Source organism: Mesoterricola silvestris, from assembly GCF_030295405.1.
GTDB classification, from domain to species: domain Bacteria; phylum Acidobacteriota; class Holophagae; order Holophagales; family Holophagaceae; genus Mesoterricola; species Mesoterricola silvestris.
This window is the reverse complement of sequence record NZ_AP027080.1, coordinates 4,568,360-4,594,768: the sequence shown is the minus strand read 5'-3', so window position 1 is coordinate 4,594,768 and position 26,409 is coordinate 4,568,360. Positions and strand designations below refer to the sequence as shown.

The 26,409-nt window shown below is 63.5% G+C and carries 28 protein-coding genes; 18 read left to right on the top strand and 10 right to left on the bottom strand.

Going from position 1 to position 26,409, the window contains the following annotated elements:
• Positions 1-110: 110 nt before the first annotated feature.
• Complete coding sequence (locus R2J76_RS19735) at positions 111-476, bottom strand: metallopeptidase family protein (RefSeq protein ID WP_316413377.1); 366 nt, start codon at positions 474-476, stop codon at positions 111-113.
• Positions 477-551: 75 nt separating this feature from the next.
• Here R2J76_RS19735 and R2J76_RS19730 point away from each other — a divergent pair, with 75 nt between their 5' ends.
• Positions 552-1,022 (top strand): DUF7768 domain-containing protein, encoded by a 471-nt coding sequence (locus R2J76_RS19730; RefSeq protein ID WP_316413376.1) that lies wholly within the window; start codon positions 552-554, stop codon positions 1,020-1,022.
• On the opposite strand, the gene R2J76_RS19725 is transcribed toward R2J76_RS19730, so the two are convergent.
• The 5 genes from R2J76_RS19725 to R2J76_RS19705 form a co-directional block, all read right to left on the bottom strand.
• Positions 985-1,845, bottom strand: a complete 861-nt coding sequence (locus R2J76_RS19725) for a class I SAM-dependent methyltransferase (RefSeq protein WP_316413375.1) — start codon at positions 1,843-1,845, stop codon at positions 985-987. The two genes, R2J76_RS19730 and R2J76_RS19725, sit on opposite strands and share 38 nt — an antisense overlap.
• 109 nt (positions 1,846-1,954) lie before the next feature.
• Entirely contained in the window at positions 1,955-2,611 is a 657-nt protein-coding gene (locus R2J76_RS19720; RefSeq protein ID WP_316413374.1) for a 3-oxoacid CoA-transferase subunit B, read from the bottom strand.
• A complete protein-coding gene (locus tag R2J76_RS19715) occupies positions 2,612-3,298 on the bottom strand; it encodes a CoA transferase subunit A (protein WP_316413373.1) in 687 nt (228 codons plus the stop codon).
• Positions 3,299-3,308: 10 nt separating this feature from the next.
• The gene (locus tag R2J76_RS19710) at positions 3,309-3,821 is read right to left on the bottom strand and encodes a hemerythrin domain-containing protein (protein WP_316413372.1); all 513 of its coding nucleotides are present in this window, start codon (positions 3,819-3,821) and stop codon (positions 3,309-3,311) included.
• 153 nt (positions 3,822-3,974) lie between these two features.
• The gene (locus tag R2J76_RS19705) at positions 3,975-5,189 is read right to left on the bottom strand and encodes a S1C family serine protease (protein WP_316413371.1); all 1,215 of its coding nucleotides are present in this window, start codon (positions 5,187-5,189) and stop codon (positions 3,975-3,977) included.
• Between the two features lie 134 nt (positions 5,190-5,323).
• On the opposite strand from R2J76_RS19705, the gene R2J76_RS19700 reads away from it, so the two are divergent.
• Together R2J76_RS19700 and R2J76_RS19695 are read left to right on the top strand one after the other, a co-directional pair.
• A complete protein-coding gene (locus R2J76_RS19700) occupies positions 5,324-6,751 on the top strand; it encodes a tetratricopeptide repeat protein (RefSeq protein WP_316413370.1) in 1,428 nt (475 codons plus the stop codon).
• Between the two features lie 263 nt (positions 6,752-7,014).
• Positions 7,015-7,215, top strand: a complete 201-nt coding sequence (locus R2J76_RS19695; protein WP_316413369.1) for a hypothetical protein — start codon at positions 7,015-7,017, stop codon at positions 7,213-7,215.
• Here the strand turns inward: R2J76_RS19695 and R2J76_RS19690 are convergent.
• Complete coding sequence (locus R2J76_RS19690) at positions 7,208-8,704, bottom strand: M56 family metallopeptidase (protein WP_316413368.1); 1,497 nt, start codon at positions 8,702-8,704, stop codon at positions 7,208-7,210. The genes R2J76_RS19695 and R2J76_RS19690 overlap by 8 nt on opposite strands.
• Positions 8,701-9,087 (bottom strand): BlaI/MecI/CopY family transcriptional regulator, encoded by a 387-nt coding sequence (locus R2J76_RS19685; protein WP_316413367.1) that lies wholly within the window; start codon positions 9,085-9,087, stop codon positions 8,701-8,703. Before R2J76_RS19685 ends, R2J76_RS19690 begins: the two co-directional genes overlap by 4 nt.
• Positions 9,088-9,136: 49 nt before the next feature.
• Between R2J76_RS19685 and R2J76_RS19680 the strand changes: the two genes are divergently transcribed.
• From R2J76_RS19680 to R2J76_RS19645, 8 genes are all read left to right on the top strand, one after another.
• Positions 9,137-9,547, top strand: a complete 411-nt coding sequence (locus R2J76_RS19680; RefSeq protein WP_394366772.1) for a transposase — start codon at positions 9,137-9,139, stop codon at positions 9,545-9,547.
• Positions 9,492-9,701, top strand: coding sequence for a GxxExxY protein (locus R2J76_RS19675; protein WP_316413366.1), 210 nt, complete (start codon positions 9,492-9,494; stop codon positions 9,699-9,701). Before R2J76_RS19680 ends, R2J76_RS19675 begins: the two co-directional genes overlap by 56 nt.
• A gap of 638 nt (positions 9,702-10,339) precedes the next feature.
• Positions 10,340-11,494 (top strand): acyl-CoA dehydrogenase family protein, encoded by a 1,155-nt coding sequence (locus R2J76_RS19670; RefSeq protein ID WP_316413365.1) that lies wholly within the window; start codon positions 10,340-10,342, stop codon positions 11,492-11,494.
• Entirely contained in the window at positions 11,487-11,885 is a 399-nt protein-coding gene (locus R2J76_RS19665; RefSeq protein ID WP_394366771.1) for a thioesterase family protein, read from the top strand. The genes R2J76_RS19670 and R2J76_RS19665 overlap by 8 nt, the downstream gene beginning before the upstream one ends.
• 1 nt (position 11,886) lies before the next feature.
• Positions 11,887-13,233, top strand: coding sequence for a peptide ligase PGM1-related protein (locus tag R2J76_RS19660; protein WP_316413363.1), 1,347 nt, complete (start codon positions 11,887-11,889; stop codon positions 13,231-13,233).
• A 23-nt stretch (positions 13,234-13,256) separates the two neighbouring features.
• Entirely contained in the window at positions 13,257-15,080 is a 1,824-nt protein-coding gene (locus tag R2J76_RS19655) for an aminotransferase class III-fold pyridoxal phosphate-dependent enzyme (RefSeq protein ID WP_316413362.1), read from the top strand.
• A gap of 2 nt (positions 15,081-15,082) precedes the next feature.
• A complete protein-coding gene (locus R2J76_RS19650; RefSeq protein WP_316413361.1) occupies positions 15,083-16,297 on the top strand; it encodes an MFS transporter in 1,215 nt (404 codons plus the stop codon).
• 80 nt (positions 16,298-16,377) lie between these two features.
• On the top strand, positions 16,378-17,121 hold the full coding sequence (locus tag R2J76_RS19645) for a putative glycolipid-binding domain-containing protein (RefSeq protein WP_316413360.1): 744 nt from the start codon (positions 16,378-16,380) through the stop codon (positions 17,119-17,121).
• 491 nt (positions 17,122-17,612) lie between these two features.
• Here R2J76_RS19645 and R2J76_RS19640 read toward each other — a convergent pair whose 3' ends face one another.
• Complete coding sequence (locus tag R2J76_RS19640; RefSeq protein WP_316413359.1) at positions 17,613-19,643, bottom strand: ATP-binding protein; 2,031 nt, start codon at positions 19,641-19,643, stop codon at positions 17,613-17,615.
• 318 nt (positions 19,644-19,961) lie between these two features.
• On the opposite strand from R2J76_RS19640, the gene R2J76_RS19635 reads away from it, so the two are divergent.
• The 3 genes from R2J76_RS19635 (at position 19,962) to R2J76_RS19625 (ending at position 21,322) form a co-directional block, all read left to right on the top strand.
• Positions 19,962-20,213 (top strand): hypothetical protein, encoded by a 252-nt coding sequence (locus tag R2J76_RS19635; protein ID WP_316413358.1) that lies wholly within the window; start codon positions 19,962-19,964, stop codon positions 20,211-20,213.
• Positions 20,214-20,318: 105 nt separating this feature from the next.
• Positions 20,319-20,834, top strand: a complete 516-nt coding sequence (locus R2J76_RS19630) for a hypothetical protein (RefSeq protein WP_316413357.1) — start codon at positions 20,319-20,321, stop codon at positions 20,832-20,834.
• 77 nt (positions 20,835-20,911) lie between these two features.
• Entirely contained in the window at positions 20,912-21,322 is a 411-nt protein-coding gene (locus R2J76_RS19625) for an ester cyclase (RefSeq protein ID WP_316413356.1), read from the top strand.
• A gap of 519 nt (positions 21,323-21,841) precedes the next feature.
• On the opposite strand, the gene R2J76_RS19620 is transcribed toward R2J76_RS19625, so the two are convergent.
• The gene (locus R2J76_RS19620) at positions 21,842-22,285 is read right to left on the bottom strand and encodes a winged helix-turn-helix transcriptional regulator (RefSeq protein ID WP_394366770.1); all 444 of its coding nucleotides are present in this window, start codon (positions 22,283-22,285) and stop codon (positions 21,842-21,844) included.
• A gap of 159 nt (positions 22,286-22,444) precedes the next feature.
• Here R2J76_RS19620 and R2J76_RS19615 point away from each other — a divergent pair, with 159 nt between their 5' ends.
• The 4 genes from R2J76_RS19615 to R2J76_RS19605 all read left to right on the top strand — a co-directional run bounded on the left by R2J76_RS19615 (position 22,445) and on the right by R2J76_RS19605 (position 26,378).
• On the top strand, positions 22,445-23,446 hold the full coding sequence (locus R2J76_RS19615) for an NADP-dependent oxidoreductase (protein ID WP_394366769.1): 1,002 nt from the start codon (positions 22,445-22,447) through the stop codon (positions 23,444-23,446).
• A 45-nt stretch (positions 23,447-23,491) separates the two neighbouring features.
• Positions 23,492-24,280, top strand: coding sequence for an SDR family NAD(P)-dependent oxidoreductase (locus tag R2J76_RS19610; protein WP_316413354.1), 789 nt, complete (start codon positions 23,492-23,494; stop codon positions 24,278-24,280).
• A 399-nt stretch (positions 24,281-24,679) separates the two neighbouring features.
• A complete protein-coding gene (locus R2J76_RS21630; RefSeq protein WP_394366768.1) occupies positions 24,680-25,024 on the top strand; it encodes a tRNA-dependent cyclodipeptide synthase in 345 nt (114 codons plus the stop codon).
• Positions 25,014-26,378: an MFS transporter gene (locus tag R2J76_RS19605; protein ID WP_316413353.1), complete on the top strand. Its 1,365-nt coding sequence runs from the start codon at positions 25,014-25,016 to the stop codon at positions 26,376-26,378. The genes R2J76_RS21630 and R2J76_RS19605 overlap by 11 nt, the downstream gene beginning before the upstream one ends.
• The last annotated feature ends 31 nt before the right edge of the window (positions 26,379-26,409 follow it).

Sequence of the window (26,409 nt, the reverse complement as noted above, 5' to 3'; positions counted from 1 at the left end):
GGGATTGGGTCTGGAGGGAGCGGGGCGTCGGAAAAGGTTATAAGAACTTGATGGTGCCGCTGAGAATAAGTCCGGTTTCAGACATTGCAAAGAATAAATTTTGAGAAATGTCAGCCCAGGCCCAGGTCCTCCAGCCGCTCCTCCCCGATGCCGAAACGGTGGGCCACCTCGTGGAGGACGGTACGGGCCACCTCCCGTTCCAGCTCAAGGACATTTTCGGCATCCGCCAGGTGGGGAAGCCGGAAAACGGTGATCCGGGCGGGAAGCAAAACGGACCCCTGCATCTCTTCACCCACGGCCGGACCGGAGAAGAGACCGAGCAGCGTTTCCCCCGGCGGGACGCCCAGGGTCTCCAGGAGTTCCACGGACGGTTCATCCTCCACCACCACCGGCAACCCCTCCAGGTAGGGCTTGAACGCCTCGGGAATGGCCTCCAGGGCCCTGGCCACCACGTACTCGAACCGCCGCCGGGTCATGTCCATGGCGCCAGTGTAAGGCCATGGACACGCACTGTCGCGCCGGGGGGCCCAACCTGGGGGCGAGGTGTTCCCATGGTTCCGTCCCCCGCTTCCCCCCGGCGCGATCCCTGGCGCGAGCTCCAGGCGCGGTTCGGCCAGGGCCCCTGGGTGCTCTACCTGGCGGGCCCCCTGCGGGGCGACGGCTCCACGGAGGCGATCCGCCGCAACCAGGTGCGCATGCTGGCCCGGGCCCGGCTGGTGCAGGACCTCCTGCCCGGGGCCGTGCTGGTGGTGCCCCACGCCAATTTCGCCTTCGTGGACGAATCCGGCCCGGGGGGCCTGGGGGTCCGGGCCCGGGTGCTGGAGGCCTGCGAGGCGCTGCTCCTGCGGTGCGACGCCCTGATCCTCTGCGGCGGGGACCTGACCCCGGGCATGGCCCGGGAGAAGGCCGCCGCGGAGAAGGCCGGCCTGCCGGTCCTCACCCTCCCGGAGACCCCGGCCCTGGCCGGTTCGGCCAGGGCCGGACTCAGGCCGGGCGCCGGGCCAGGGTCACGGCCCGCCTGAGATCCAGCCACAGGTGCGGCGCGGGCGCCTCCCGGGCGGCGGCTTCCATGCGCCGCTCCAGGAGGCCCGGCTCCCACCGGTGCCGCAGGTAGGCCCAGGCCAGGGGCAGGAACACGTCCCGCAGGCAAACCCGGGCGTCCTCCCCGTGCAGGGCGGCCCCGTAGTTGCGCAGCGCCACCTCCTCCAGGCCCAGGCGGTCCAGGTGATGGGCGATCTTCAGGCTGACGGAGAGGTCCGAGCCCCGGGACTCCACCATGTCCAGCAGCCGGTCCATGAGGAAGTCCAGGTTTGGGCAGGGGGGGTGGATCTCCGCGAAGCGGCGGGACTGCTGCACCGGTTCAAAGCAGGCGATCCAGCCCCCCGGCTTCAGGGCCCGGGCGAGGTGGTTCAGCACCTCCTCCAGTTCCCGCACGTGGGCGAGGGTCATGGAGGTGAACACCAGATCGAAGGCCCCCTGCGGCAGGTCCAGGGCCCGCAGATCCTGGAGCAGGAACGCCGTCCGGGGCCCGCCGGGCCGCTCCAGGCGCGTGCGGGCCAGGTCCAGCAGTTCCCCGGAGCGGTCCAGGCAGGTGAGGCTCCCCCGCGGAACCCGCTCCGCGAGGCGCGCCGACCAGAACCCCGTGCCCGAGCCCAGGTCCAGGATGGCGCCGTCGGGGGGCGTGGGGGGAAGCTGGTCCAGGGGGCGGGCCTTCTCGAAGAGGAGGTTCTGGGCTTCCAGGCGGGCCACCTCCCCGCCGTCGCTGTCCCGCTGGACCCGTTCGAAGGTGTAGGGCGCCGGGGCGTCGGGGTCGGGGAGCAAGGCCGAAGGCTTGGCCTGAGGCAAGGGTGAGCTCATATAATTCTCTATAAAATAAGGGGTTAATAGCAATCCCCGGGCCCTTCCCGGGATGCCCCAGCATCGCACCCGGACGGGGTCCCGTCCAGGGTCCGATTCAAGCCGGCCAGGCCCCGTCCGCCACGTCGATGTCCGCGTCCGTGCGCTCCCGGATCCAGTCGGGGGGATAGGGCCCCAGGCATTCCCGCAGCAGGAAGCGCCCCTCCTTCACCTCGAACAGCCCCAGGTCCGTCACCACCAGGTCCACCTCCCGGGCCGCGGTGAGGGGGAGGGCGCAGCGGCGCCGCAGGCGGCTGGCGCCGGTGGGCTCGAAGTGGAGGGTGGCGGCGATGACCTTGCGGGCGCCGATGGTGAGGTCCATGGCCCCGCCCATGCCGGGCACCATCTTCCCGGGCACCTTGTAGTTGGCCAGGTTCCCCTCCTGGTCCACCTCCAGAACGCCCAGCACCGTGTAGTCCACGTGGCCGCCGCGGATGATGCCGAAGCTCGTGGCGGAATCGAAGAAGCACCCCCCGGGCTGCACCGTGATGGGCGCGCCGCCGGCGTTCACCATGTCCCGGTCCTCCTGGCCCGGGGCGGGCGCGGGCCCCAGGCCCATGAGGCCGTTCTCCGACTGGAGGATGATGGCCACGCCCGGGGGCAGGTGGTTCACCACCTGGGTGGGCAGGCCGATGCCCAGGTTGACCACGTCCCCGGAGCGGAAGATGCGGGCGATGCGGCGCGCGATGACGTCCTTGTCGGGCACGTAGTCCATTCACATCTCCAGGCGTTCGGCCCTGACCAGGAAGTCCACGAAGATCGACGGCGTGTGCACGAAATTGGGGTCGAGGGCGCCGATGTCCACCAGCTCCTCCACCTCGGCGATGACCAGGTCCGCGGCGGTGGCCATCATGGGGTTGAAGTTCCGGGCGGTGCCGGCGTAGGCGAGGTTCCCGGCGCGGTCGCCGACCTTGGCCTTGATGATGGCCACGTCGGCCCGCAGGGGCAGCTCCAGCAGGTAGTCCCGCCCCTCCACCGTGATGACCTGCTTGCCCTCGGCCACCTCGGTGCCCAGGCCCGTGGGCGTGAGGAAGCCTCCGAGCCCCGCGCCCCCCGCGCGGATGCGCTCGGCCAGGGTGCCCTGGGGCACCAGGTCCACCACGGTCTCCCCGGCGTTCATCTGGCGCTGGGTTTCCTGGTTCAGGCCGATGTGGCTGGCGATGATGCGCCGGAAGACGCGGTCGCGCACCAGGTGGCCGATGCCCGTGACCCGGCCGGTCCTGAGATCGTGCATGGCCGTGTCGGTGCTGATGAGGGTCAGGTCCCTGAGGTTGCGCGCCCGCAATGCCTGGATGAGGGTGTGGGGCGCGCCGCACCCCATGAAGCCCCCGGACATGAGCACCTGGCCGTCCCGGATCTTCGAAGCTGCATCGGCTGGGGAGAGGATGGGCTTGTTGAACACGGGAAAGAGACTAGCGTGTCCTGGGGAAAAGCACCTGGTTTTCCAGGTAGAGATGTTTCTGGAGGCGCCCGGCGAGGTGCTTGATGGACTCGTGGAGCCGGGTCTCGGGGCCCCCGGGGGTGGTGGTGGCGGCCAGGGCCGAGGCCAGGCCGCGGATGCTGCGGAGCAGCCCGGCCTCGGCCTCGTGTTCCCCCTCCAGGAGGGTCTTGACCGAATCCAGGTGCTCCCTGCGGCCCTCGGGAACCTCCCCTGCGTCCATGGCCAGGATGTGGGGGAAGAGGTTGCGCTCCTCCAGGGCCAGGTGGGCGCGCATGGTGGCGCAGAAGCGGGTGATCATGTCCCGGATCTCCACCAGGGTGGGGTTGCGCGGGCCCTCCTCCAAGGCGATGAGTTCGGCCAGGGTCTCCAGCTCGGCCATGTCCGACCGGCATTCCAGGTGGCAGGTCCCCACCAGGTGCCGCACCAGATCCGGCACGGGCATCACCTTCCAGGCCTCGCGTTCCTTCTTCTCGTCCAGTTGCACACGGCCTCCTGAGGGGTCGATTCCCGGCGGGCCCGGGGATCACCCATCATAAAGGCGGGGCTTGGTACATAGATCAGATATTTCATATAAATATTACGTAAAGCGAGAGATGATTATATTTGTATCACATGGATTGAATCTGTTTTTTCCGCGTCACGTCTTCTGGCTCGTCCCGGGGGCCTTGCCGGGCTTCATAAGGATCTTCATGGGCTTGCCCTCCCGCAGCACTTCGAATTCCAGGGTCTGGTCGGGGGGGATCATTTCCAGGAAGTCCATGAGAGCGATATCGAGGTCCATGCGCACGCCGTTGATGCCGATGATCACGTCGCCCAGGACGCAGTCCTCCACCTTCGTGGGCTTCTCGACGCCCGGTTTGAGCGTGATGCCCCGCAGGCCGGCCTTTTCGGCGATGCCGCCGGGGTCCACGCTGCGCACGGCGATGCCGCGCGTGATGCCCCATTCGGGCGACACCTGGGAGGGCAGGGTCGCGAAGCCCAGGACGGGCCGGTAGGTCTGGCCCTTGGCGATGAGCAGGGGCACCACCCGGTTGAGGGTCTCCACGGGGATGGCGAAGCCGACCCCGGAACTGCCCCCGGTGGTGGACGTGATGGCCGTGTTCATGCCCACGAGCCGCCCGGCCCGGTCCAGGAGGGGGCCGCCCGAATTGCCCGGGTTGATGGCCGCGTCGGTCTGGATGGCGTCGGAGATGTGGGTCTGGAAGCTCGTGACGATGGGCCGGCCCAGGCCGGAAACGATGCCCGAGGTGAGCGTGTGGTCCAGGCCGAAGGGGTTGCCGATGGCCAGGACGTCCTGGCCCACGATCAGGTCCTTGGCGGAGCCGATGGGAAGCGGCTTGAGCGCGTCCAGCGGCGCGAAGACGTGGAGCACCGCGATATCCTGGGCCAGGTTCCGCCCGATGACCACGGCCTTGAAGACGCGCCCGTCGGCCAGCGTCACCTGGAGATCCTCCGCCTCGCTGCGGGGGGTGTCGAGGTTCAGGTTCTCGAAGGTGATCACGTGGTGGTTGGTGACCACGTGGCCCAGGTTGTCCCACACGAAGCCCGTGCCCGAAGCCGGGGGGATGGCGATCTGGTCGCCCTGGGTGCTTTCGTACCAGCCCCGGGTGATGGAGCGGATGAACACCACGGAATTGCGGGCCCGTTTGAACGCGTCGGCCCGGGCGCGCTCGGCGGGCGTGAGGGCCGGCCGGGGCGTGACGGTGCGGGGCTTGGCCAGCTTGCGGTTGAAATCCACGGTTTCCTGCTCGGCGGGCGTGAGCTTGAGTTGGGGGCGCTCGTAGGGTTCCTGGGCGGCCAGGGGCAGGCTCAGCAGCACGGCCACGCGCATCGCGACTTGCCTCAGGTCCATGTCCAACCTCCGCAGCACCTTTGCCATGATGCGACAAACCGGGGGGGCATGCCCACCCCCACCCGCGCCGGAAAATGTCCCCCGGAAGCGGACGCAGGCGCATAATCGGGCATCCCGGAGATCCATCCCGTCCCATGCGACGCATCGTGCTGCTTCTCGCCCTGTTCGCGGCCGCCTCCACGGCGGTGCTGGAGTACCGGCGCAACCTCCGGCCCTCCTCCCTGGCCCCCCTGCAGCTCCGCCTGGCTTCCGCCGAGGCCTTCCCGGGCCTCACGCCCCTGGAGCGGCGCGGGTTCGGAGTGCTCCTCAAGGACAGCCTGGAGTATCGAACGGGCCTGGCGGTGGTGGAAAGCGAGGCCGTCCTCCCCGGCGGTCCCCGGGACGCCCTCACGGTGGCCCTGGCGCGCACCGGGGGGAGGATCGGGATGCACCTGGTCCTGGACCGGGCCAGCCGGCCCCAGCGGGCCGGCGACGTGTGGGCCGAAACCCCCGCCGGGGCCGTGGGCGCCGCCCTGGGGTGGCTGGGCCTGGAGGACGGCGCCCGGGGCGCCCTGCTCCCCCGGGATCCGGCCGCCTTCTGGGAACTGGCGCGCATGACCGTATCCCGGCCCCAGGGACCCATCCAGGGGGACCTGGAGGTGTGCGCCGGGATCCTCGCCCGGGAGCCCGGCTGCGCCGAGGCCTGGCTCGCCCGGGCCCGGCTGCTCAACAACCACATCCTGGACGACAACCGGGCCCCGGCCAACCTGCAGGACCGCTGCGAACAGGACTACCTCACCGCCCTGGCCCTGGCCCCCGACTGCCCCCGGGCCGCGACCCTCTTCGGCCGCTTCCGCACGGAAATCGGGAACCAGCGCGCCGCCCTGGACCTGCTCCTGGGGGCCGTGCGCCGGAGCCCCAAGGCGCCCAGGCTCTACGAGGCCGTGGCCTACGCCGCCCGCAGCGCGGGCCTCCTGGAGGGCGCCTCCCGGGCCCTGGCCCGCCGGGACGCCCTGTCCGGCCCCAGCCGGGGCGAGGCGGAGATCACCGAGAACACCTACCTGTACCTGGGGGACCTGGACCGCTTCGAGGCCGTCCTGGGCCCGGGTTCCAGTGCCCAACCCGATACCCTCCGGGACTTCTACCGGGGCTACGTGCGGCTGCTCCGGGGGGACCCCCCCGGCGCCGCCGGGCACTTCCGCCGCGCCGCCTTCACCCCCGGCGGCAACCGCGCCTTCATGGACCTGGCCGGCGTGTACGTCCTCGCCCTGGACGGCCGGCGGGACGAGGCCCTGGACGTGCTGCGCCGCCTCTGGGCGGAGCGCGTTCCCATCCGCATCCCCGACGGGGAATTCACCTTCAAGCTGGCCGAGGCCTTCGGGTACCTGGGCAGCCCCTCCGAAGCCCAGGACGTGGCCAACCGCGCCTTCGCCCAGGGTTTCGGGTGCCTGCGCTGGTACGAGCACAGCCCCTTCCTGGCCTGCGCCCGGGGCACCCTCCGGTGGGCGGCCCTGGAGCAGCACCTGAAGGAGCGCCTGGCGCTCATGGAAGCGAGCTACCCCAGGAAAAAGTTCAATTTCTGAAATTGCCCAGGAACCCGGGCCAGCCGCGCGGCACCTTGCCTACACCGTATCCGCGGACTGCCCGGAGGTTTACGTATGAATGCTCTGTTAGGAGTTGTGCTGGTCCTTAGCCTCTTGATCATCATCTACCTTGGACCCGAATATTTGCAGACGCTTCGCAAGGGTGCGCGTTCATATAAGAAAGTGGCCTCCCAACGCAGGCTTTTGGGCCGGGACGCCCAGGCGTAAGCTGGATTCCCTTTTCACCGGAAAGGATGCCTTCGATGAATACGCGCAACCCCCTCCCCTACGACAAGCTGCTGCTCACCCTCCTGGGCGGCGCCGCCCTGGGCGCCCTGGCGGTGGCCTTCACCACCACCCGGGCGGGCAAGGATGTCCGGCGGAAATTCCGGGCCATGGCCGAGCGCCTCCGCGGGCCTCACGGCACCGGCGAGGACGACCTGGTGGAAGCCCTGTTCATCTGACCGGAGGCGCGGGCGGAGTGGGAGGCGCGGGTGCCGCCGGAGGCGTGGGCGGAGCCGGGGGCGCCGCGGGGACGCCCATGTCCAGGCGATCCAGGCGGGCCTTGAGGCGCGCGATCTCGGCCTTGAGCTCCTCCACCTCGGCGTTGCGGCGTTCCAGGTGCATGGTGATCACCCGGTTCCCGGAGGCCTTGCCATCCAGCTCCTCCAGCTCCTTCAGTTCGGGCAGCTCCATCTCCCGGCCTTCGATCACCCGCAGGTGAGGCAGGCGCACCTCGAGCTTCGCGAGCTTGCGGGCCTCGGCGGCCAGTTCCTGGGCCTTCTCCCGCACCTCCTTCTGGAGGCGGTCCAGTTCGGGATCGGCCTTGGCCGCCTTGCGGCTGCTTTCGACCTTCCGGGCCAGGGCTTCGGCCTTGGCTTCCAGGGCCTTGGCCTTGGCGTCCAGGTCGGTCTTCTTCTCGATATGGATGATCTTCCGCTCCACCTTGGGGGTGGGTTCCGGCGCCCGGGGCGCGGGTTCCTGGTGGAGGCCCAGGCCCGAGGCGGCCCCCAGGGCGGTGACGGCCAGGACGGACAGCAGGCCCGCGCGGCCCAGGGGGGACGGGGGCAGGTTGGGCAGGACGAGGCGCTTGATGCGGTTCATGAGGACTCCTCCGTTGGCCGCGAGGGCCAGTGCGGGATTGGGTTCAGGGGTCTGGCGCAGGTCCTCCAGGCGCTCCAGGGCGCGGGCGTAGAGGATCGGATCGCCGCAGAGTTCCACCGCCGCGTCGTCGCAGCAGTGCTCCCGTTCGGTGCGGATCTGGCGGGAGATCCACCAGGCCGCGGGGTGGTAGAAGAAAAGCGCCTCCACCACCGACTGCATGAGGTTGACCAGGTAGTCGTGGCGCCGCACGTGGGCCAGTTCATGGGCCAGGACCGCCTCCAGGGCGGCGGGGTCCAGGCCCGCCAGGGCCGCGGCCGGAACCAGGATCACCGGCCGGATCCAGCCGATGACCATGGGCGCGTCCACGGACCAGGACCGGAGCAGGCCCACGGGGAAGGGGATCCCCATGCGCTCCGCCAGGGCTCCGGCCCGCCGAGCCCAGACCTCGGGCGCCGGCTCCGCGCCCGTGCGGCGCAGGCGCTGGATCCAGTACCAGCCCCCCAGGAGCCGCAGCCCCATGACCGTGACCCCCGCCATCCACACGGCGCAGGCCTGGGGCAGGTGGGCGCCCAGGACCCCGCGCCAGTCCGCGGCCTGGGCCGCATCGGCCACCAGCACCACCCCCTGGGGGAGCGGGGCCGGCCAGCACAGCGCGAAGGTGGCCAGGGAAGCCAGCGGCAGGGCCCCCAGGGCCCCGCAGGCCAGGAGGTACCGGGCCCCCGGCGTCCGGCTCCGCAACAGCCGCAGGCCGGCCCAGGCCAGAAGGCCCAGCCCCGCGCCCTGCCAGAGGGAATGGACCAGGGTCCACCCCAGGGCCTGGAAGAGGGGAGATGCCGCAAAGCCCGTCATGACTTCCTCCCTTCCGCCCGGTCCAGCAGGGCCCGGATCTCGTCCAGTTCCGCCCGGGACGTCTTCCGGGAGGAAAGGGCCTGGATGACCAGCTTCGCCGCGGATCCGCCGAAGGCCCGGTCCAGCAGATCGCCCACCAGGTGCTCCCGGGTGCGTTCCGCGCTCTGGGCCGCCTGGTACACGTGGGACCGCTCGCGATCGTCCCGGGTGACCAGGTTCTTTTCCGTCATGACCTGCAGCAGCTTCAGCACCGACGTGTAGCCCAGGTCCTTCTCCCCCGCCAGCACCTCGTGGATCTGCCGGACCGTGGAGGGTCCGCGTTCCCACAGCACCCGGAGAATGGCCAGTTCACCGTCGGTGGGGCGGGGCAGGGGATGGTTCATGGAGGGGGCTCCTTGGTCTACGAAGATATGTGTACGTTCTTTTTCGTAGATGACAAGGGGAAAGTTGCGGGGCCTCATCACCTGTGTCGGGTCTCAAACCAAATGGACAAGTATCCAGGTTCCACAAGGAGGTGGCTGGATGCCGAGGAGCCTTCTGGCCGACGTGATGTGGGACAAGTTGGTTCCGTTGCTGCCGCCAGAGAAGGGCGAGACGGGGCGACCCACCAACGCGCACCGGCCTTGGCTTGAGGCCATTCTGTGGAAGCATCGGACGGGAGCTCCTTGGAGAGATCTTCCTGAGGAGTTCGGGTCATGGAGGAGCATTTACAGTCGGTTCAATCGCTGGAGCAAGGTAGGGCGAGGTGGATTGTCCACCAAAGTGCACCTGATCTGCGATAGCCACTGTGGAAGGGCGGGTCGTCGTAGAGGTCAAGGGCATCCAGGCCCTGAGCGAGGTTGATGTCGCTCAGGGCCTGAATTACCTGAGGGCCACCGGCCTTCCAACTTGCCTTCTCATCAATTTCGGCAAGGCGAAGATCGAGGTTCGAAGGCTGGGAATGAAGCCTGGCGAGGGTACCGGGGGCATGGAACTCGAGGTCAAGGACGTTCAATAACACCGACTGCGACTCTACCCTGCGTCGGCCCTGCTAAAACGGGGATTAACGCAGATATATGGGATCAAAGGGGATATGTCCCACCTTGGCTTGCCCCTTCATCCTTGCACAGAAGCGCACCGGGTTTGCCGACAGCCCTTAGTGCCCCACGTTCCCTTCAACTCGGACTGAGGTATTCCTTTTGATGACGGGCGGGCGAGCCACATGTCCTTAAAGGAAGCTGCAGTGGCTAAACATGGTGACTGCGACCTGGGCGCGCGCCTGGTTAATATGCTGTGTTTTGTTATTAATATAAATTTTTATTTTATTTTGAAATTCATTATTGTTAGACGAAACGAAATCATAACATAAGCATAGAAAACAATTATTTATTTCTTGATCCAAGGCCTTGCGCGCAGAAAATACGAGGCCACACTGGACCCAAAGGCGCAAAAAGTGCTGGTAGCACCACCAACATCAGCGCCGATCAAGCCGTTCTCTTATGCATCTTTTCCTGTCAAGTGATATGAAAAGTGCTTTAAAAGAAAATGAGAACTAACAAGTAAGAAATTATACCAAAACGATCTGCCAACAGGCTTCCTGTCGGCCATGCTGGCCCGAGGCTTCGACACCTCTACCCCTGATTTTTGGAGAGACAAATGTTAAAAATTCCGGTGAATCCAGAGATGGAGCCATCCGGCCTGGATTCCAGGTTCTCTGCACTCACCCCAACCGAACCCAGCCAAAGGCAACCTTTTGACCGTGATTGGTGGCGCGACATCGGGGCATCCGGAATGTGGCGGATTCCAGTGCCGCCAGCCATGGGAGGAGTGGGTCTTTCCTGGGTAAAGTTCGGGAGCGCACTGTTCGACTTGGGGCTCAAAATGCCGGACTTGGGGCTGCTCCTGTCTCTCGTGGCCCATGCTGGAATGATCCGAATGGTCATGATCTTCGCGGATGATGAGCAGGAGGCGGAACTCCTGCCCGGCCTGATGGATGGCCGCTGCATCGGAGCCACGGCCATTACCGAACAATCCGGTGGTTCAGATGTTCGGGCAATCCGCACCACTGCTGTCCCCGCCGGTGACGGCTACCGGATCACAGGCCGGAAATGCCATGTAACCAACGCGCCAACCGCGGACACCCTCATTGTGGTTTCAAAAATTGCCACCCATAAGGAAGAGGCTTCAGAAGTAGGTCTCTTCCTGTTCGATCGCCACTGCAGCGGTGTCTCCTTTGAAACCCCGGAGGACATGATCGGGCACCAAAGCAGTCCGACGGGAGGCTTCACCATGGATGCGATGGATGTGGGGCCGGTCAGCTTGCTGGGGGGGAAAACATTTCCCTTGGAACATCTCTTCAAGGCGCTCGCTCTGGACCGTGCCCTCTATGCGGTGTGCTGCTCTGCGGTCATGGAATCCGCTCTTGAGCGTTCCCTTCAGCGGACAACGAGCCGTGAAGCCTTCGGGAAGCAGCTCATCGAGCACCAGTACGTCCAGAAGCACCTTACAGACATCATCCTCGCCAAGGATGTGGCCAGGGTGATCGGGTTCGAGGCACTCGCGAAAATTGATGCCGATTCCCCTGACCAGATCCTGGCGTGTTCCATTGCCAAACTCGTCGCCAGTGATGGCCTGATCACGGCAACCCAGGCATGCATGCACGCACATGGGCACGAAGGGTACCTCCAAAACGAAATTTCACGCATGGCCCTTGACGCACTTGGGTCGTGGTTTGCCGCTGGCACCAACGACATACAACGGCTGAGCATTCTCAAACAGCACCTGAGACTACGGAGGGGCAACAGTGCCTGATTGCCAAGAAGTCCACTCAATCCGCCATACGCCGCGCCCTGCCGACCTTGCCACGGCGTGGCAAAACGATCTTCCGGTGGTAGCCACACCGATTCTCCTTTGGCTGACGGAGGTCTGTTCGATGGAACTGCTCGCAACCCGTCTCGGGCCGGACGAGATGAGCGTCGGGTATGCACATGAAAGCCGCCACCTGCGCCCTGCTGTGGGAGCACCACCCCTAAAAATCGAGGCGATTCTTGAATCCTTCGAGGCTCCGTTCGCCGCCTTCAAGGTCAAGGTCACCCAAGGTGAACGCGTGATCGTGGAGGGGAAGCACACCCGGGCGATCATCGGACGGCAGCGTTTCCTCGCGAGACTCCAAGACCTAAGTACATCCAATGAGGAGGCTTGAAATGAAAAAAATCGTAGTGGGCAATGTCGACTGTGAAGCTCAATGCGGCGATCCAACCTTGAGAAACGTCAGCGAACGCGCCTCCAGTTCCAGGGTCGCCAACCGGATGGCCTGGTTTCTGGATGAAGGAGATGTCTTTGTGACCCCTTATCTCATTTTGCCCGAAATGATGGCCTACATAGGCCGCTTCAAGGGGTTCCTCCCTGGCGATGTGACCCAGGTGTTTCCGGGGAATGATCCGGCCGATACGGTGCTGATCACAGAAAGCCTCATTGAAGGCTCAGACCTGATCGAGCGCATCCGCGTCAACCTTGTTCCGGGCGTGCCTTACGGCATGATCTCCTACTTTCCTGACCCAGGAGCTGGCGCCATCGCCCAGGGTCTCGGCCTGGAAGTTCCAGACACTGACCTCAAGTTCATGCTTGACGGCCGGGCTGCGGCCTTGAGCAAGAAAAGTCTCTTCCGAGGCCTAGCCGAGGAGCGGGATCTCCGTATACCACCAGGAATGATCTGCCGGACAAAGGAGGACTTGCGCATGGCGATCAGCAACCACCTTGCCAGGACCGGGAGCGTCATCGTGAAGCAGGATCTGGCCGGGGGTGGAGAAGGCAACGTTGCTCTGACGACAGAACTAAATCGAGGCTACCACCCGGGGGCGGGCCAGACCCTGAGGATCGCCGGAGAGGATGATTTGCGTACCGCTTCCGAGGCTGTCTGGTCCCGTTACGTCGATTCCAGGAACACATGCCTTATCGTGGAATCCTTCCTGCTCGATGCGCACCCTGTCTATGCCGAAGTTGACACCCGGGGCCAGGTTGCAAAGGTGATCAACCTGGGATCCATGCGCATGGATCCAACCTGGGTTGGGTTCGAATACCCGGTCCAGAATCTGGCCGAGAGCCAGATTGCATACCTCGTCCATGGCTCACAAGCCATTGGGGACGCATGCCTCCGGCTTGGCTACAAGGGCTTGCTGAACTGCGATGCTGTGAAGGCAGATGGATCCATCTACTTTCACGAGGTGAACGTCCGCTATGGGGGGTGCTCCCACTTGGATGCCTTTTGCAGACTCACCTTGGGCGAGGATTACTACGGTCGTCATGGAATCGTCACCGAAAATCGAGCCCCATTTAAAGGAACATTCGAGGGCTTGGAAGCGTTCCTTGAGTCTGAAGATCTGGCGTTCGACCTACCACGGCGCCGGGGCGTCGCGATCATGACCGAAGATCTTGCCCGCACAGGAACCTTTGAATGCCTGGTCGTCGCAGAATCCCGGGAGGAGGCCATGGGCCTTGAGGACCGGCTTTTCGGAAGGGCCTTGAACCCGAAGGTCGCCTTGAGGGGATAGCAATTACTGAGCGGGAAAGAGAAATGAACATCAAAATCAGACGCTTGAAGCTGACCCATGACCTATTGGCAACCCTGGGGGACCTGCTCGAAGCATGTCTTGAGTTCTATCAAAAGACCAGTGGTAGGCCACCCGATCCCAGCGCTGCATATGCCATGCTCAGCTTCGGGCCGCTCCATAGCGAATCGGGGAACTGCTATACCTATGGCATCTTTACTGACGGAGTTCTTGCGGGTGTCGCAAGCGTAACCCGGGACCACCCTTCCCTCCGATCGTTGGATTTCGGTGTCACCTTGATCCATCCGGGGTTTCGGAGAAAAGGACTTGGGCGCCGCCTGGTCGAACATATCCTGAAGGACCAGGGACTGCCGCGATGCATCGATCGGGCGAGGGCCGTACTCCAAGGATTACAGACTGACCATAGATCCTTTTTCAAGGGAATGGGATTCCAGCAGGTCAGCCCAGGGCACCTGTGTCCGGAAGGCTCCCCCTCAGACACTCAGGTGGAAATGGTCCTCTCCCCCCTCATCTTGCCCCACATGGATGACCCAAGTGCCTTCATGGTGCGGGAAAAGCATATGAAATTCATTCCTGCTGCAGTGGCGACCTACTACGACGAACCATTGGTGCCTCTGGCCGGAAAGGGCAGCCGTCTGGTTGACCTGGATGGGAAGACCTACCTGGATTTTTTCGGGGGCATTCTGACCGTGGCACTGGGCCACGCTCATGATCGGGTGACCAAGGCGGTGATTGCCCAACTCCAGCGCCTCTCCCATGCCTCAACCTTCTATCCGACCATCCCAATGGTCGAACTGGCGGAGAAGCTGATTGCCTCAGCTCCCGGCCAGTTAAAGAAGGTCTTCTTCACGGTTTCCGGGAGTGAGGCGGATGAAATGGCGGTCACGCTCGCCCAGGCTCATACCGGCAACCTGGAAGTGATCACCCTCCGGCACAGCTATGCTGGGCGAACGGTTATGGCGCAAGCCTTGGATGGCCTTTCAAGCCACCGGGCCGTGCAATCCCAGATCGGGGCCGTAAAACATGCGCCCGCACCTTATTGCTACCGTTGCCCCTTGCGCCTGGATCCGAAAAGTTGCGGCACGGCCTGCGCGCGGGACCTCAAGGAACTCGTTGAGACAACCACCACCGGCCGCCTCGCAGGCATGCTGGTGGAGCCCATCCTTGGAGCTGGAGGGTGCATCCCACCCCCACCCGACTACTTCGCCATTGCCGCTGAAATTGTCCGGAAACACGGCGGCGTGATGATCGCTGACGAGGTGCAAACGGGGTTCGGCCGAACTGGGAAGATGTGGGGCGCCCAGCATTTCGGTCTGGAACCCGAAATCATGACCTTGGGCAAGGGGATCGCGAACGGCCTTCCCATGGCTGCCACCCTTTGCACTGAATGGATTGCAGATTCCTTCACCTCCCGGACTATTTCCACCTTCGGCGGGAATCCCTTGGCATGCGCCGCCGCAGGAGCGGTCCTGGATGAAATCAAGGAACAGGATCTCGTGGCCAACTCCGCGGAACGAGGGAAGGAGCTGAGGGAAAGCCTTGTGAGAATTCAACGGCAGTTTCCCCGAATGATCGGCGACGTGCGCGGAGTGGGCCTGATGCTTGGGATGGAACTCGTAAGAGACGAGACAACCATGAACCGCACCCCCGCCACGGAGGCGGTCAGCCAACTGATGGAAGAAACCAGGCGGAGGGGGTTGCTGATCGGAAAGGGAGGGCTCCACGGGAACATCATCCGCATCGCACCACCCCTGAATGTGTCGGCAGAGGAAATCGAGGAAGGTGCCCGGATCCTCATGAAATCGTTTTCCGCGATCCAGGGAGGCTGAACATGACCCAAGAGGAGGCGTTCCATATCCCAAGGACGGTCAGGGTACTTCTTTTGTCGGTCTTCACCATGAATACATGTAGTTTCATGGCAATTCCCCTGTTGGCTCTCTACTTGCAAAACCGGCTTCGGATACCGGGTTGGCAGATCGCAACCATCCTGAGCGTTAATTTGATTTGCGGCCGCGTGTTCCCGATCTTGGGGGGCCTGATAGCCGACCGAACAAGTTACGGTTCCAGCATGGTGGCCGGAATGGCCTTCAGAGTCCTCGGATTCACCGGCTTCGCCTTCAGCACCCATTTCTTCTGGCTCGTGGCTTGCGCGGCCCTTGTGGGGCTTGGGGGGGCCATCTACGACCCGGCGGTGAGCGCGATCTTTTCCATCCAACCCGAAGAATTACGCCGCAAGCTTTTCACATACTTCAACCAGGCATTGAACGCCGGTGCCATCCTGGGCCCGGCCGTGGGGGGCCTGTTATGGCGGGCCGGCAGATCCGCCCCATTCCTGCTGGCGGCGAGCGTGGTGGCCATTCTTGCCATAATGATTGGCCGGGAAGGGGACCTCAGGCTTCGCAGGGAAGGCGGCCCGTCCATGGCCGCAAACCTGCGAACAGTCCTCTCCGATAGGGAATTCATTTACTTCCTGGTCGGCATGAGCCTGTTCTTCATGGTTTTCGCCCAGCTTTACTATTCCTTTCCCATCGAATTCTTCAGGCGTGGTCATTCGGAATCCATGGCTGCGAGCATCTTCGTCCTCAACGGCACCATTGGGCTGACGGCCATGTTCGTTTTGAGGGGCGTCATGGAGAGGCATGCCCCGCTTGCCCTGGTGCGATGGGGCGCCCTTTTGGTCGCGGCAGGCATGGCCATGGTTCCCTTGGGCGCATCCCTGCCATGGATGCTGTTTTGCGTGGCCCTATTCTCCTTGGGTGAAACCCTTGTCCTTCCAGCTTCTGATATGCACATCGCTGAAACGGCATGGGTTCATGCAAAAGGCACCTACTTCGGCGCTTTCGAGATATCCATGGCCATGGGTGGCACCCTGGGTAATTTTGCCGGGACCGCCTTGATGGCAAATTCGTCTCGCACCTACCTTCCCTGGTCGGTCTACGCCGGCCTGGGCCTCCTGCTGGCAGTCGTCTTGTCTTGGCTAATCCATCGGCAAAGGGCAGGCAAAGCATGCGTTGGCCGGCCCGGACTCAGCCCCTTGGAATCCTAGGGGCCGCCTTCAACTTGAGGCGACAAAATTGTATTCGCAGCAGTTGGCTCGGGATGGACCTGGGGTGCTGCCGCAATGAAATGGATGCCAGCATTGACAACACTGCGCCCTCCGTCGGTATCAAATCCTTGCCAGGGATCGCACAACTCAAACCCACCAGTTCGCCCGGCCTATCGATTTGGGCCCACACGGTAGGAATAACACCAATGGATTCAAAGTCTACTCATTCAGCCCTGCCTTTCCCATCTCATTCCATTTTTTGGCGACGCCTTGATCATGAGGGCTTTGAGGGGCTTCAACTGGGCGGGCTTCTGAATGGATGGCGATTGGCTGGAACCGCCCTTTTTTTGCGCGAGGGAATCCCCTGCCAGGTAAGCTACGAAATTGCATGCAACGCCAAGTGGGCATTCCGCAAAGCCAACATTCATGGGTGGATGGGGAATGTTCCCCTCTCCCGTGAAGTGTTGGTAAATGACAGTAGGCAGTGGTTATTGCATGGAGAGCCGCAGCCAGAAGTTCTGGACTGCATTGATCTGGATATGCAGTTCACCGCATCAACCAACACCATTCCATTCCGGAGGTTGAACCTTGAAATCGGTGAGCGGGCAATGCTACAAACGGCATGGCTCAGGTTTCCGGATTTCCGGCTTGAACGTCGACACCAGGCCTACACACGTATGGCGGGCGACAAGTACCTTTATGAAAGGCTGGATGGTTCAGGCTTCAAAGTGGAACTCGCAGTGGATGCATGCGATGTGATCCAGAGCTACCCAGGTCTTTGCATTGCGGTCCCTACGCCTGAGTGTTCTTTTGGGATGCAATGATTTAATCACGACAAACATTCGTCCGATTGTTCGGGCATGGCGGGAATGCATTTGGCGGGGCTGTGATCACCAAGATGCACCTGCTTTATACAATCCTATTTCTATAGCTGCTCAGCCCGGATGACGTGGTCCATGCGCTGTGGAGCGTTCTCGGTTCTTCTTGCATGGTCCTTGGGACATTTGATTTTGGGCGCCCAAGCGGGGATAAGTTCGAGGAACCACCTCTGACGCCTTCGACACGCGGCAAAACCGTCTCAAACCAAATGCCCAGACATGCATTTGATGGCAAAACGAGCCTCGGGTGCTGGATGGTGTGGCAGGTCAGGCTCATGCAAGGGCAATCATTCTAAGAAAAGCAGCTTGGTTTGACCGGATGGACATTTGGTTTGAGACCCGACATCACCTGTCGGGGTTGGAATGAAATGAAAATGTTTGAAATGAAATGGAAGTCCATTGTATGCAGCTAATGGACAGGCTTCTAGCCGGGCATTTCAGGCCCCCAGCGCCTCCCTCAGCTTCCCAGCCAGGTCCCGCAGGGAGAAGGGCTTCTGCAGGTACGGGTGGCCCTGGGCGTGCATCTCCTGGCGGACTTCGGCCTGGGCGGTGTAGCCGGACATGAAGATGAATTTGATGCCTGGCCGGAGTTCCTTGACTTGCTGGGCCAAGTCCCAGCCGTTCTGGCCGGGCATGACCAGGTCGGTGAGCAGCACGTGGATTGGGCCCGCTTCGGACCGGGCGAGGGCCAGGGCCTCCTGGGGCAGGCCCGCGGCCAATACGCGGTAGCCCAGGCTGCGCAGGAGGTCCTGGACGCTCTGCAGGAGGATCTCGTTGTCCTCCACGAGCAGCACGGTCTCCTCGCCCCGGGGCAGGACGTCCGTTTGGGGGGAGTCCTCGGGGTCGGCGGCCGGGCCCGCGTGGCGGGGCAGGTAGACCAGGAACGTGGTGCCTCGCCCCAATTCGCTTTGGACATGGATGAACCCGCGGTTCTGCCGGACCACGCCGTAGACCATGGCCAAGCCCAGCCCGGTGCCCTTGCCTTCCGCCTTGGTGGTGAAGAACGGCTCGAAGATCTTCTCCTGGGTGGCCCGGTCCATGCCGTAGCCGGTGTCGGCCACTGAAATCCTGATGTAGTCCCCCGGCAGGGCCTCGATGTGGGTGGCGCAGTAGGCTTCGTCCACCACCACGTTCTCGGTGGTGATGGTGACCGCGCCTTCGCCGGAGATGGCGTCCCGGGCGTTGACCAGGAGGTTGGCAAGCACCTGGTCGATCTGGCTGGGGTCGAGGTGGGCGGGCCAGAGGCTGCGGCCGGGCATCCAGGTGATGGTGATCTGCTCGCCGATGACCCGGCGGAGCATCTTCAGCACCCGCTCGATGACTTCGTTCAGGTCCACCAATTCGGGCGTGATGGCCTGCTTGCGGGCGAAACCGAGCAACTGGCGGGTGAGGTCCGCCGAGCGCGTGGCGGCCATCCGGACCATTTCGAAGGCGCGCTTGAATTCAGGCGTCAGACGCTCATTGCCCAGGGCCAGGTCGGCATTGGCCAGGATCACGCTCAGCATGTTGTTGAAATCGTGCGCCACGCCACCGGCAAGCCTGCCAATGGATTCCATCTTCTGGGCCTGGTTCAGCTGGTCCTGGAGGCGGATCCGGTCCTGGGCCGCCTGGACTCGCTCCGTCACGTCGACCAGGCTGGTGAGCAGGTAGGGTACGCCATCGACCTCGTAGCGCTTCAGCGACAGCTCCCCCTGAAAGGCTTCGCCGTCCAGTCGGCGCAAGGGCGTCTGGAACCGCTCGACCCAGGTCTTCTCCCGCAGCGCATCCTTGAGCCGCTGCCGGTCCTCCGGCAGGAGTATGCCGATCTCCAGGGACGTGCGCCCGACCAGCCGTTTCCGGTCCACGGTCCGCATCACGTCCAGGAACGCGGCATTCACCTGCAAGAAGCGACCGGTTCCGAAATCGCTCAAGCACTGGGCTACCGGGCTCTCCTCGAAGATGCCGGCCATGCGTTCCTGCTGGCGGTTGCGCCGGCGCGCCGAGACCAGCAGCCCGCAGCAGCCCAGGCCCCAGATCAGGCTGTAGGAATAGGCCTGGTTGCGGATGGAGGCGGCGGCCAAGGTCTGGTAGGGCTGCAGGGGAATGGCGATGCTGATCGCACCGCGCACATCCCCCACCTTGTAGCCTTGGCCACCGTGGCAGCGCAAGCAGCTGGCTTCCGTGATGAAGGGCTTCATGAGGAACAGGTAGGGCTTGTGGTCCAGTTCCTGAACCTGCACGGCTTCCGTGGCGCCCGCCTCGAAGCTCTGCAGCGCCGCGCGCTCCCAGGCGTTGGGCGCGTTGTGGGGATTGATGGGCAGCAGGCTGGTGATCCGGTTCTGGATGGGCTGGTGGAACGTGTCCTGCAGGGTCTCGAACGCGAGCCGGGTCATGTAGGCCGGGTTGATCAGGGTGAGCCTGGCTGCGCCGGGACCCGGGATATCGCGGTTGGGCACGGTCAGGTAGGGGTTGGGCTGGACCCGTTCCACCGGGGCGTAGACGCCTCCCAACCGGGAGACGAAGGCCCGGTAGGCCAGGTTGAGCTCGTAGTAGGTCCGGGCTTCGACTTATACCTCACCTGGACACGCCCAAATGAGTGTGAATCCCGACTTCAGAGCTCTATTTGCCGCATTGAACGCCGAGCAAGTTGAATTCCTGATTGTTGGCGGCTATGCGCTTGCTAGCCAGCGGTATTGCCCCAATGGGCCGCGTCTCGCGTCTCATCACCCACCATCCCCCCATTCAGCGGCACGAAGCACCCGGCATTTTTGCATGCGGTAAAATGGTCGCATTCCAAGGAGGCTTCTATGAAACCAGCGCACGTTATCCTCGGCGTTCATGTCACCGACCGCCTCAAGGACGCGGTGACGGTCCAAAAGGTATTCACGGAATACGGCAGCCTCGTGAAGACCCGCCTTGGCCTACACGAAATCGGGAATTCACCCGAAGGTATCGTGCTTCTGGAAGTCGTGGGAGGCCAGGAGGCCTGGAAGGCCATGGCCGCAAAACTCCAGGCCATCGAAGGCATCGAGGTCAAGGAGATGGTGTTTTCCCATTGAGCCGTCCCCGGGGCACGGCCTCCGGTCAACCTCCTTCTGCATTGCCTGCTTACGATGGAAGCGGGCATCTCCCAGGCTTGCACCTACAGCTTCCAGGAGCCTTCGTTGAGAGAAAATCCCCCCATCATGGTCCTTTCCGACGAATCCCCCGAACGGGTGACCTTCCGGTTCAAAGGGAATCGCTGGGCCGTCGCGACGCTGATACCAGGCATCGCCCTCCTGGGACTTGCCGGCAAACTCTATCTCGCCGGTCATTCCCAGACTTGGCCATTGGCCGTCGTGGCCATCTTTGGGATACTTCTCGTTTATTCGAGCATATATAGCGTAACTGCCGACCAATGGCTGGCGGTGTCATCGAGTAGAAAAACGATCACATTCTACAAAAAGAATTTGTATGGTTTGGTGCAATGGGAAAGGCCCCCGCATGAATTCAAGGCCCTCAGGGTAGGACGAAATTTGAAGGCATCCAATTGGCACATCGCTCTGGTGTGTGCCGATGGACTGGAATTGGATCTCGGCGAAAATGCACTTGGGGCGTTCACCTACGAACGGGCCCTTGATATAGCCACAAAAGTGAGCAGCAGAACCGGCATCCGAATTGAGACTCCCAGCCATACCTGAACGTCCTGCCAACCCTCTTCCTGGATAGCGCCGCGTCATGCGGCCCCATCATCAAACGTCCGCCTGTAGGAGCATCCGTGTCCCACGAAACCAACAAGGCCGTCGTTCGCCGATTCAACGAGGAGGTGATCGTCAAGGGAGACCGGCGCGCCTTCGAAGCCCTCATGGACGCGGATTTCGTGAACCGGTCCGCACCTCAGGGCATGCCCAACGGTCCTGAAAGCATGTGGAGCACGTTCCAGAACGTGCTTCGCCCGGCCCTGGCCGGATTGGAGGTGACGATCCATTCCCAGATAGCCGAAGGTGACCTGGTCACCACCCGGAAGACGGTCAGCGGCACCCATGCCGGAACGCTGATGGGCATCGAGGCGACGGGGCGCCCCGTAACCATCGATGTCATCGACATCGTTCGCATCCAGGATGGGCGGTATGTCGAGCACTGGGGCATCAACACCCTGGCCGGCGTCCTTTCGCAGCTCAGAAGCTAGGAGCCCGGCTACGTAATCGTACGTGTCCCAGACGTTCGCCCTGTTTCGTCATCGCCGGCCAAGCCGGCGATGACGGGGGGTGCGGAAGCGACGTTGGGGCAGTGCTACGCCCAACTCACTTCGTTGAGCAGAAGGGAATTCGGAAGGGAATGGCTCTCCTGGAAGGCCCAGGCGAGGAGAGCGGCTCCTTTGAGTTTGTGGGTTTGCTTCGCGATGGCCCTCTCGGTGCCGATGGGCGCCGACGCTGATTGGTGTGCACCGCCCACACGCCTTTGAAGTCAGCTCGAACCCGGACCTGCCGAAGGCCCGGTTCGAGACGAGGTCGCTTTGCTAATTGGCGTTGGCGCGGCCCAATGCCCTCCTCGCAGCACTCGAAGAGAGGCCCTGAGGTGGGTCGGGGCCAATGGGTGGAAACACAGGCCCAACCATGGGGTGAGAGCCTTCCGTTGCTGCGGGCTTGGCCCGCAGCAACGAACCGGGGCGAACGTCCGGGACACGTGCGATTGGGTAGCCGGGTTCCTAGTCCGCGTCCGGCGTGGACATGCGGATCGCGCGGGTCCCGATCTTCGCTCCGGTGACTTCATCCACGGCGACGGCCTTGATTTCCGTCCCCGTCTCACCATCCAGAAATCGAATCAACTTGCCGCCACCCCTGTATTTGCGCCCCCATTCGCCAATCATGAACAGCACCGGCAGAAAATCGCGGCCGGCAGCGGTCAACAGATACTCCTCTCGCGGTGGGTGCTCCGAGTAGCGCCTCTTTTCAAGCAATCCCTCCTCGGTCAAGGTCGCCAGGCGCCGGGTCAGCATCGTCGGCGCAATGCCCAGGCTCTTCCGGAATTGGTCGAAGCGCGTGAGGCCGGCATGGGCGTCCCGCAGGATGAGAAGGCACCACGCGTCGCCGGCAAAGGACACGCTCCGGGCGATGGGGCAGGGGTCGGGAGGGCAATTTTTGTTGTTCATATCATTTTGGTAGTGACACACCTTCGGGAGGGGAGTAGAGTTCATATCAGTTTGATAGTAACACCCTTTGAAAAGGCAAGCCACCCCCCCCACCCACACGGAGAGCTATTTCATGAACGCAAGCACTACGAGAATCGCCATGGAGACACGACCCAGGCCATGAAAGCACTCACCTTCAATCGCTACGGAAAAGCACCCGGGATCGGCTTCACGGACGTCCCAGTTCCAACCTTGAGGTCCGACGAGCTGCTGGTTCAAATCCATGCAGCGGGCCTGAATCCCATCGACAACCTGATTCCCACCGGGATGTTCAAGCCTGTTCTGCATTTCCAACTTCCGGCCACGCTGGGCAGCGATCTGGCCGGCGTGGTGGTCGAGGTGGGCAGTGGTGTGACGCGATTCAAGCCAGGGGATGAGGTCTTCGCGAGCATCTTCGACCTTGGCACCGGGTCGATCGCCGAATTCGCGGCGGTGCCGGAGCGCGCCGCCGCGCTGAAACCCGCAAATCTCGACTTCGTGCAGGCAGCTTCCATCCCGATGGTCGGGCTAACCTCGTGGCAGGCGCTGAAGGAACGGGTCCACCTGCGCGAGGGCCAGAAGGTGTTCATTCCGGCTGGATCCGGAGGCATCGGAACCTTTGCGATCCAGTTGGCCAAGTTCCTGGGTGCCCAGGTGGGAACGACCACCAGCACGGGAAACGTCGAACGGGTGCGTCGCCTGGGCGCGGACGAGGTGGTCGACTACAAGAACCAGGCATTCGAAAAGGCGCTGCGCGACTATGACGCGGTGATTGGCACGGTCAGGGGCGACGCGCTTGAGAAATCCATCGGGATCCTCAAGCCGGGGGGCCAGATCGTCTCGCTCATCGGGCCTCTGGACGCCGCGTTTGCTCGCGCCCGGCGGCTGAATTTCGTCCTGAAGTGGGTATTCGGGTTGATGAGCCGCAAGTTCATGCGGCTCGCGAAAAAACAGGGTGTCGCCTACTCATTCCTTTTCGTGCGTCCCGATGGCACTCAACTCGCCGAGATCGGCGAGCTCCTCACGGCGGAACGCATCCAGCCGGTGATCGACAACGTGTTTTCCTTCGAGCAGGCAAAGGAGGCTCTCAATTACCTTGCCCAAGGCCATTCCAAGGGCAAGGTCGTCGTCACGATCCGATAGCAACATTTCCCCCCACCTGAACCGACCCCTCAAAGGAAAAAAACCATGAACACGCTTCCGACCGTCTTCATCACCGGTGCCTCAAGCGGCATCGGTGCCACCTACGCCGAGCGCTTTGCTCGCCGCGGCCACGACCTCGTCCTGGTGGCGCGCGACAAGTCACGCCTGGACACCTTGGCGACCCGCCTGCGCGCGGAATGCAAGGTCGCCGTCGACGTGCTACAGGCCGACCTTACAAACCCCGCCGACCTGTCTGCGCTCGAGATCCGTCTGCGCGATGACGTGCGTATCGGCATCTTGATCAACAATGCGGGCATGGCCCAGACAGGGCGATTTGTGGACCAATCCGCCGAAGGCATCGACCGTCTGGTTTCCCTCAACACCCTAGCGTTGACGCGTCTAGCGGCGGCAATCGCTCCGCGCTTTGTGGCTTCCGGCAGCGGCGCCATCGTCAACATCGGCTCGGTGGTGGGTTTCGCGCCCGAGTTCGGCACGTCGATCTACGGTGCCACCAAGGCCTTTGTGCTATTCCTGTCGCAGGGCTTGAACGTGGAATTGTCGCCCAAGGGCGTCTATGTGCAAGCGGTACTGCCAGCCGCCACCCGCACCGAGATCTGGGAGCGTTCCGGAATTGACGTCAACACCCTTCCTGAGGTGATGGACGTTGAAGAATTGGTTGACGCGGCGCTGGTCGGCTTCGACCGGCGTGAATCGGTCACGATCCCACCCCTCCAGGTTGCGGAGCGCTGGGACGTGCTGGAGCGTGAGCGGAAAGGGCTTTTGTCAGACATTCGACAGGCCCATGCGGCTGCGCGTTATCTGTCGAAAGCGTGATCCGCTCCACCAGTGGGAGTTCCCCAGGTCATGCCTCTTCTGGATCGCGAGGAGATTGTGCAGGGGGTTGGAGCGGGTCGCCACCCCTCGACCCGTTTCCACTTCGCAGTCCCTGCGAGGATGACCCAGGGCTCCCGTCATGGCGGTCCTCACGATCATGGACATATTGTTACAAAAAGTGCTTTTAAAAAAATGTTGTCACAAAGGCGAACAAGCATTGAAGATGATAGTTGAAATCGTCCGTGTTACGATTGGGGAAGGGGGAATTCGATCAACTTCAGATATATTAATTATTGCATAATCTGCTTAAATATGTATATTTACTAAATTTACTCATAATTTAAATTTGAAATATCGTAAAATAGAAAATTCATGTTTCGGGGTGAAACATGAACGGCTATGACCTCATCCAGCCCCTTGCCGACGGCGTCTGTCGCTTCGGTCAAGGGAGGCGTGATGGAACCCAACGAAATTTGCCCTGATTCCCCTGGGAGTCTGTTTCGGGTGGCGCCCGAAACTCATAATTGCCGGCGCCTGTTGCAGGGGGGCGAACACGCCCTGCTGGGGGTCAGTCCTTTCAACGGACGCTTCTCCCGGCCCTACCTTGCAAAGCTAGGGACTTGGGCGGGCCGCACAAGCCGGTTGGTGAAGTCGGCCCTGGCGGACGCCGACTGTCGGGAGACGGGGCTTTACACCCGGGGTCCCGTGGCCCTACGTGTAGTGGGGAAGGGCCTTGGGTCGTGAAACGGACACCGGGGAACGGAGGGTGGTGAGGGCCCTCCTGGCGGGCATCTGCCTTCCTCTTCTGGACGCCACCATCGTGGTCCTGGCCCTGGACACGTTCGGACAGCGGTTCGGGGCCCCCCTCGCCCACACCCAGTGGGTGCTCTCCGGGTATACCCTGGCGGCTGCGTCGGCTGTGCCGGTATGCGCCTGGGCTGCCAACCGGATCGGGGTGCGCCGGCTTTGGATGGGGGGCCTGGGGGTCTTCCTGGCGGGATCCTGTTTGTCCGGGTGCGCCGGGTCCCTGGGGGGTCTTGTGGCGGCCCGGTGTCTCCAGGGGCTGGGATGCGGAATCCTGACGCCAACGCTCCAGACCGCCCTGGTGCGCAGCATGCGCCCCGACCGGGTGCGGGCCGCCTTGGCCACCGCCGCCGTGCCGGCGGTGGTGGCCCCCATCCTGGGTCCCCTCCTGGGCGGGCTCCTGCTGAAGGCGGCGGGATGGCGCTGGCTCTTCCTGGCCAACCTTCCCTTGGGGCTCCTGGCCCTGGTAACGGCGCACAGGGGGCTGCCGGCGGATGAGCCCTTGGGGCGGGCGCGCTTCGACGCGCAGGGTTTCCTCCTGCTGGCGCCGGGGCTGGCCGCGGTGACCTTCGGCCTGGCCTGGGTGGCCCGGAATGGCTGGTCGGGACCCGGGTGGGCCCTGCCCGTGGGACTTTCCCTGGTGGGCGCCTTCGCCCTCCGCCCCGCGCCGGCGGACAGGGAATCCCTGGTGGACCTGAGCCTCTTCCGCCTCAGGGCCTTCACCGGGTGCGGGCTCACCCTCTTCCTGTCCAGTGCCGCCTTCTACGGGGGACTGCTGCTCCTTCCCCTCAACCTGGGGCGCGGCTGGGGTCCCACGGGAGTGGGGGCGCTGCTGGCGGTGCAAGGCGTGGGGGCCCTGGTGGCCCGGAGCCGGCTCGCCGCGCTCTCCCGGATCCTGGGGGACCGGGCCCTGGCCCGGGCCTCCCTCGTCGTGGCCATCCTGGCCACCCTGGCCTTCGCTGGCCCCTGGGGGCCGCCGGCGACGGCCCTGGCCCTGGCGGCCCTCCTGGCCCGGGGAGCTGGCCTGGGCCTGGTCACCCTCCTGACCCTCTCCGCGGCCTATCAGGACCTGGACAAGGTCCAGGTGGCGCACGCCAGCGTGGTGTCCCGCATCCTGAACCAGATGGGAGCAGCCCTGGGGGGCGTGCTGGCCGCGGCCCTCCTGCAGCACCTTCTGCAGGCCCGGGCGGGTCCCGGCATGGCGCACGGGGTGGCCGCACTTGGTCTGGCGGCCATCACAGCAGCGGCGCTCCTGCCCACGGGCCTATTGTCCGGGCGGGAAAGGTCCGGATGACGGATCCGGACCTGGACCGATCACGTGATTC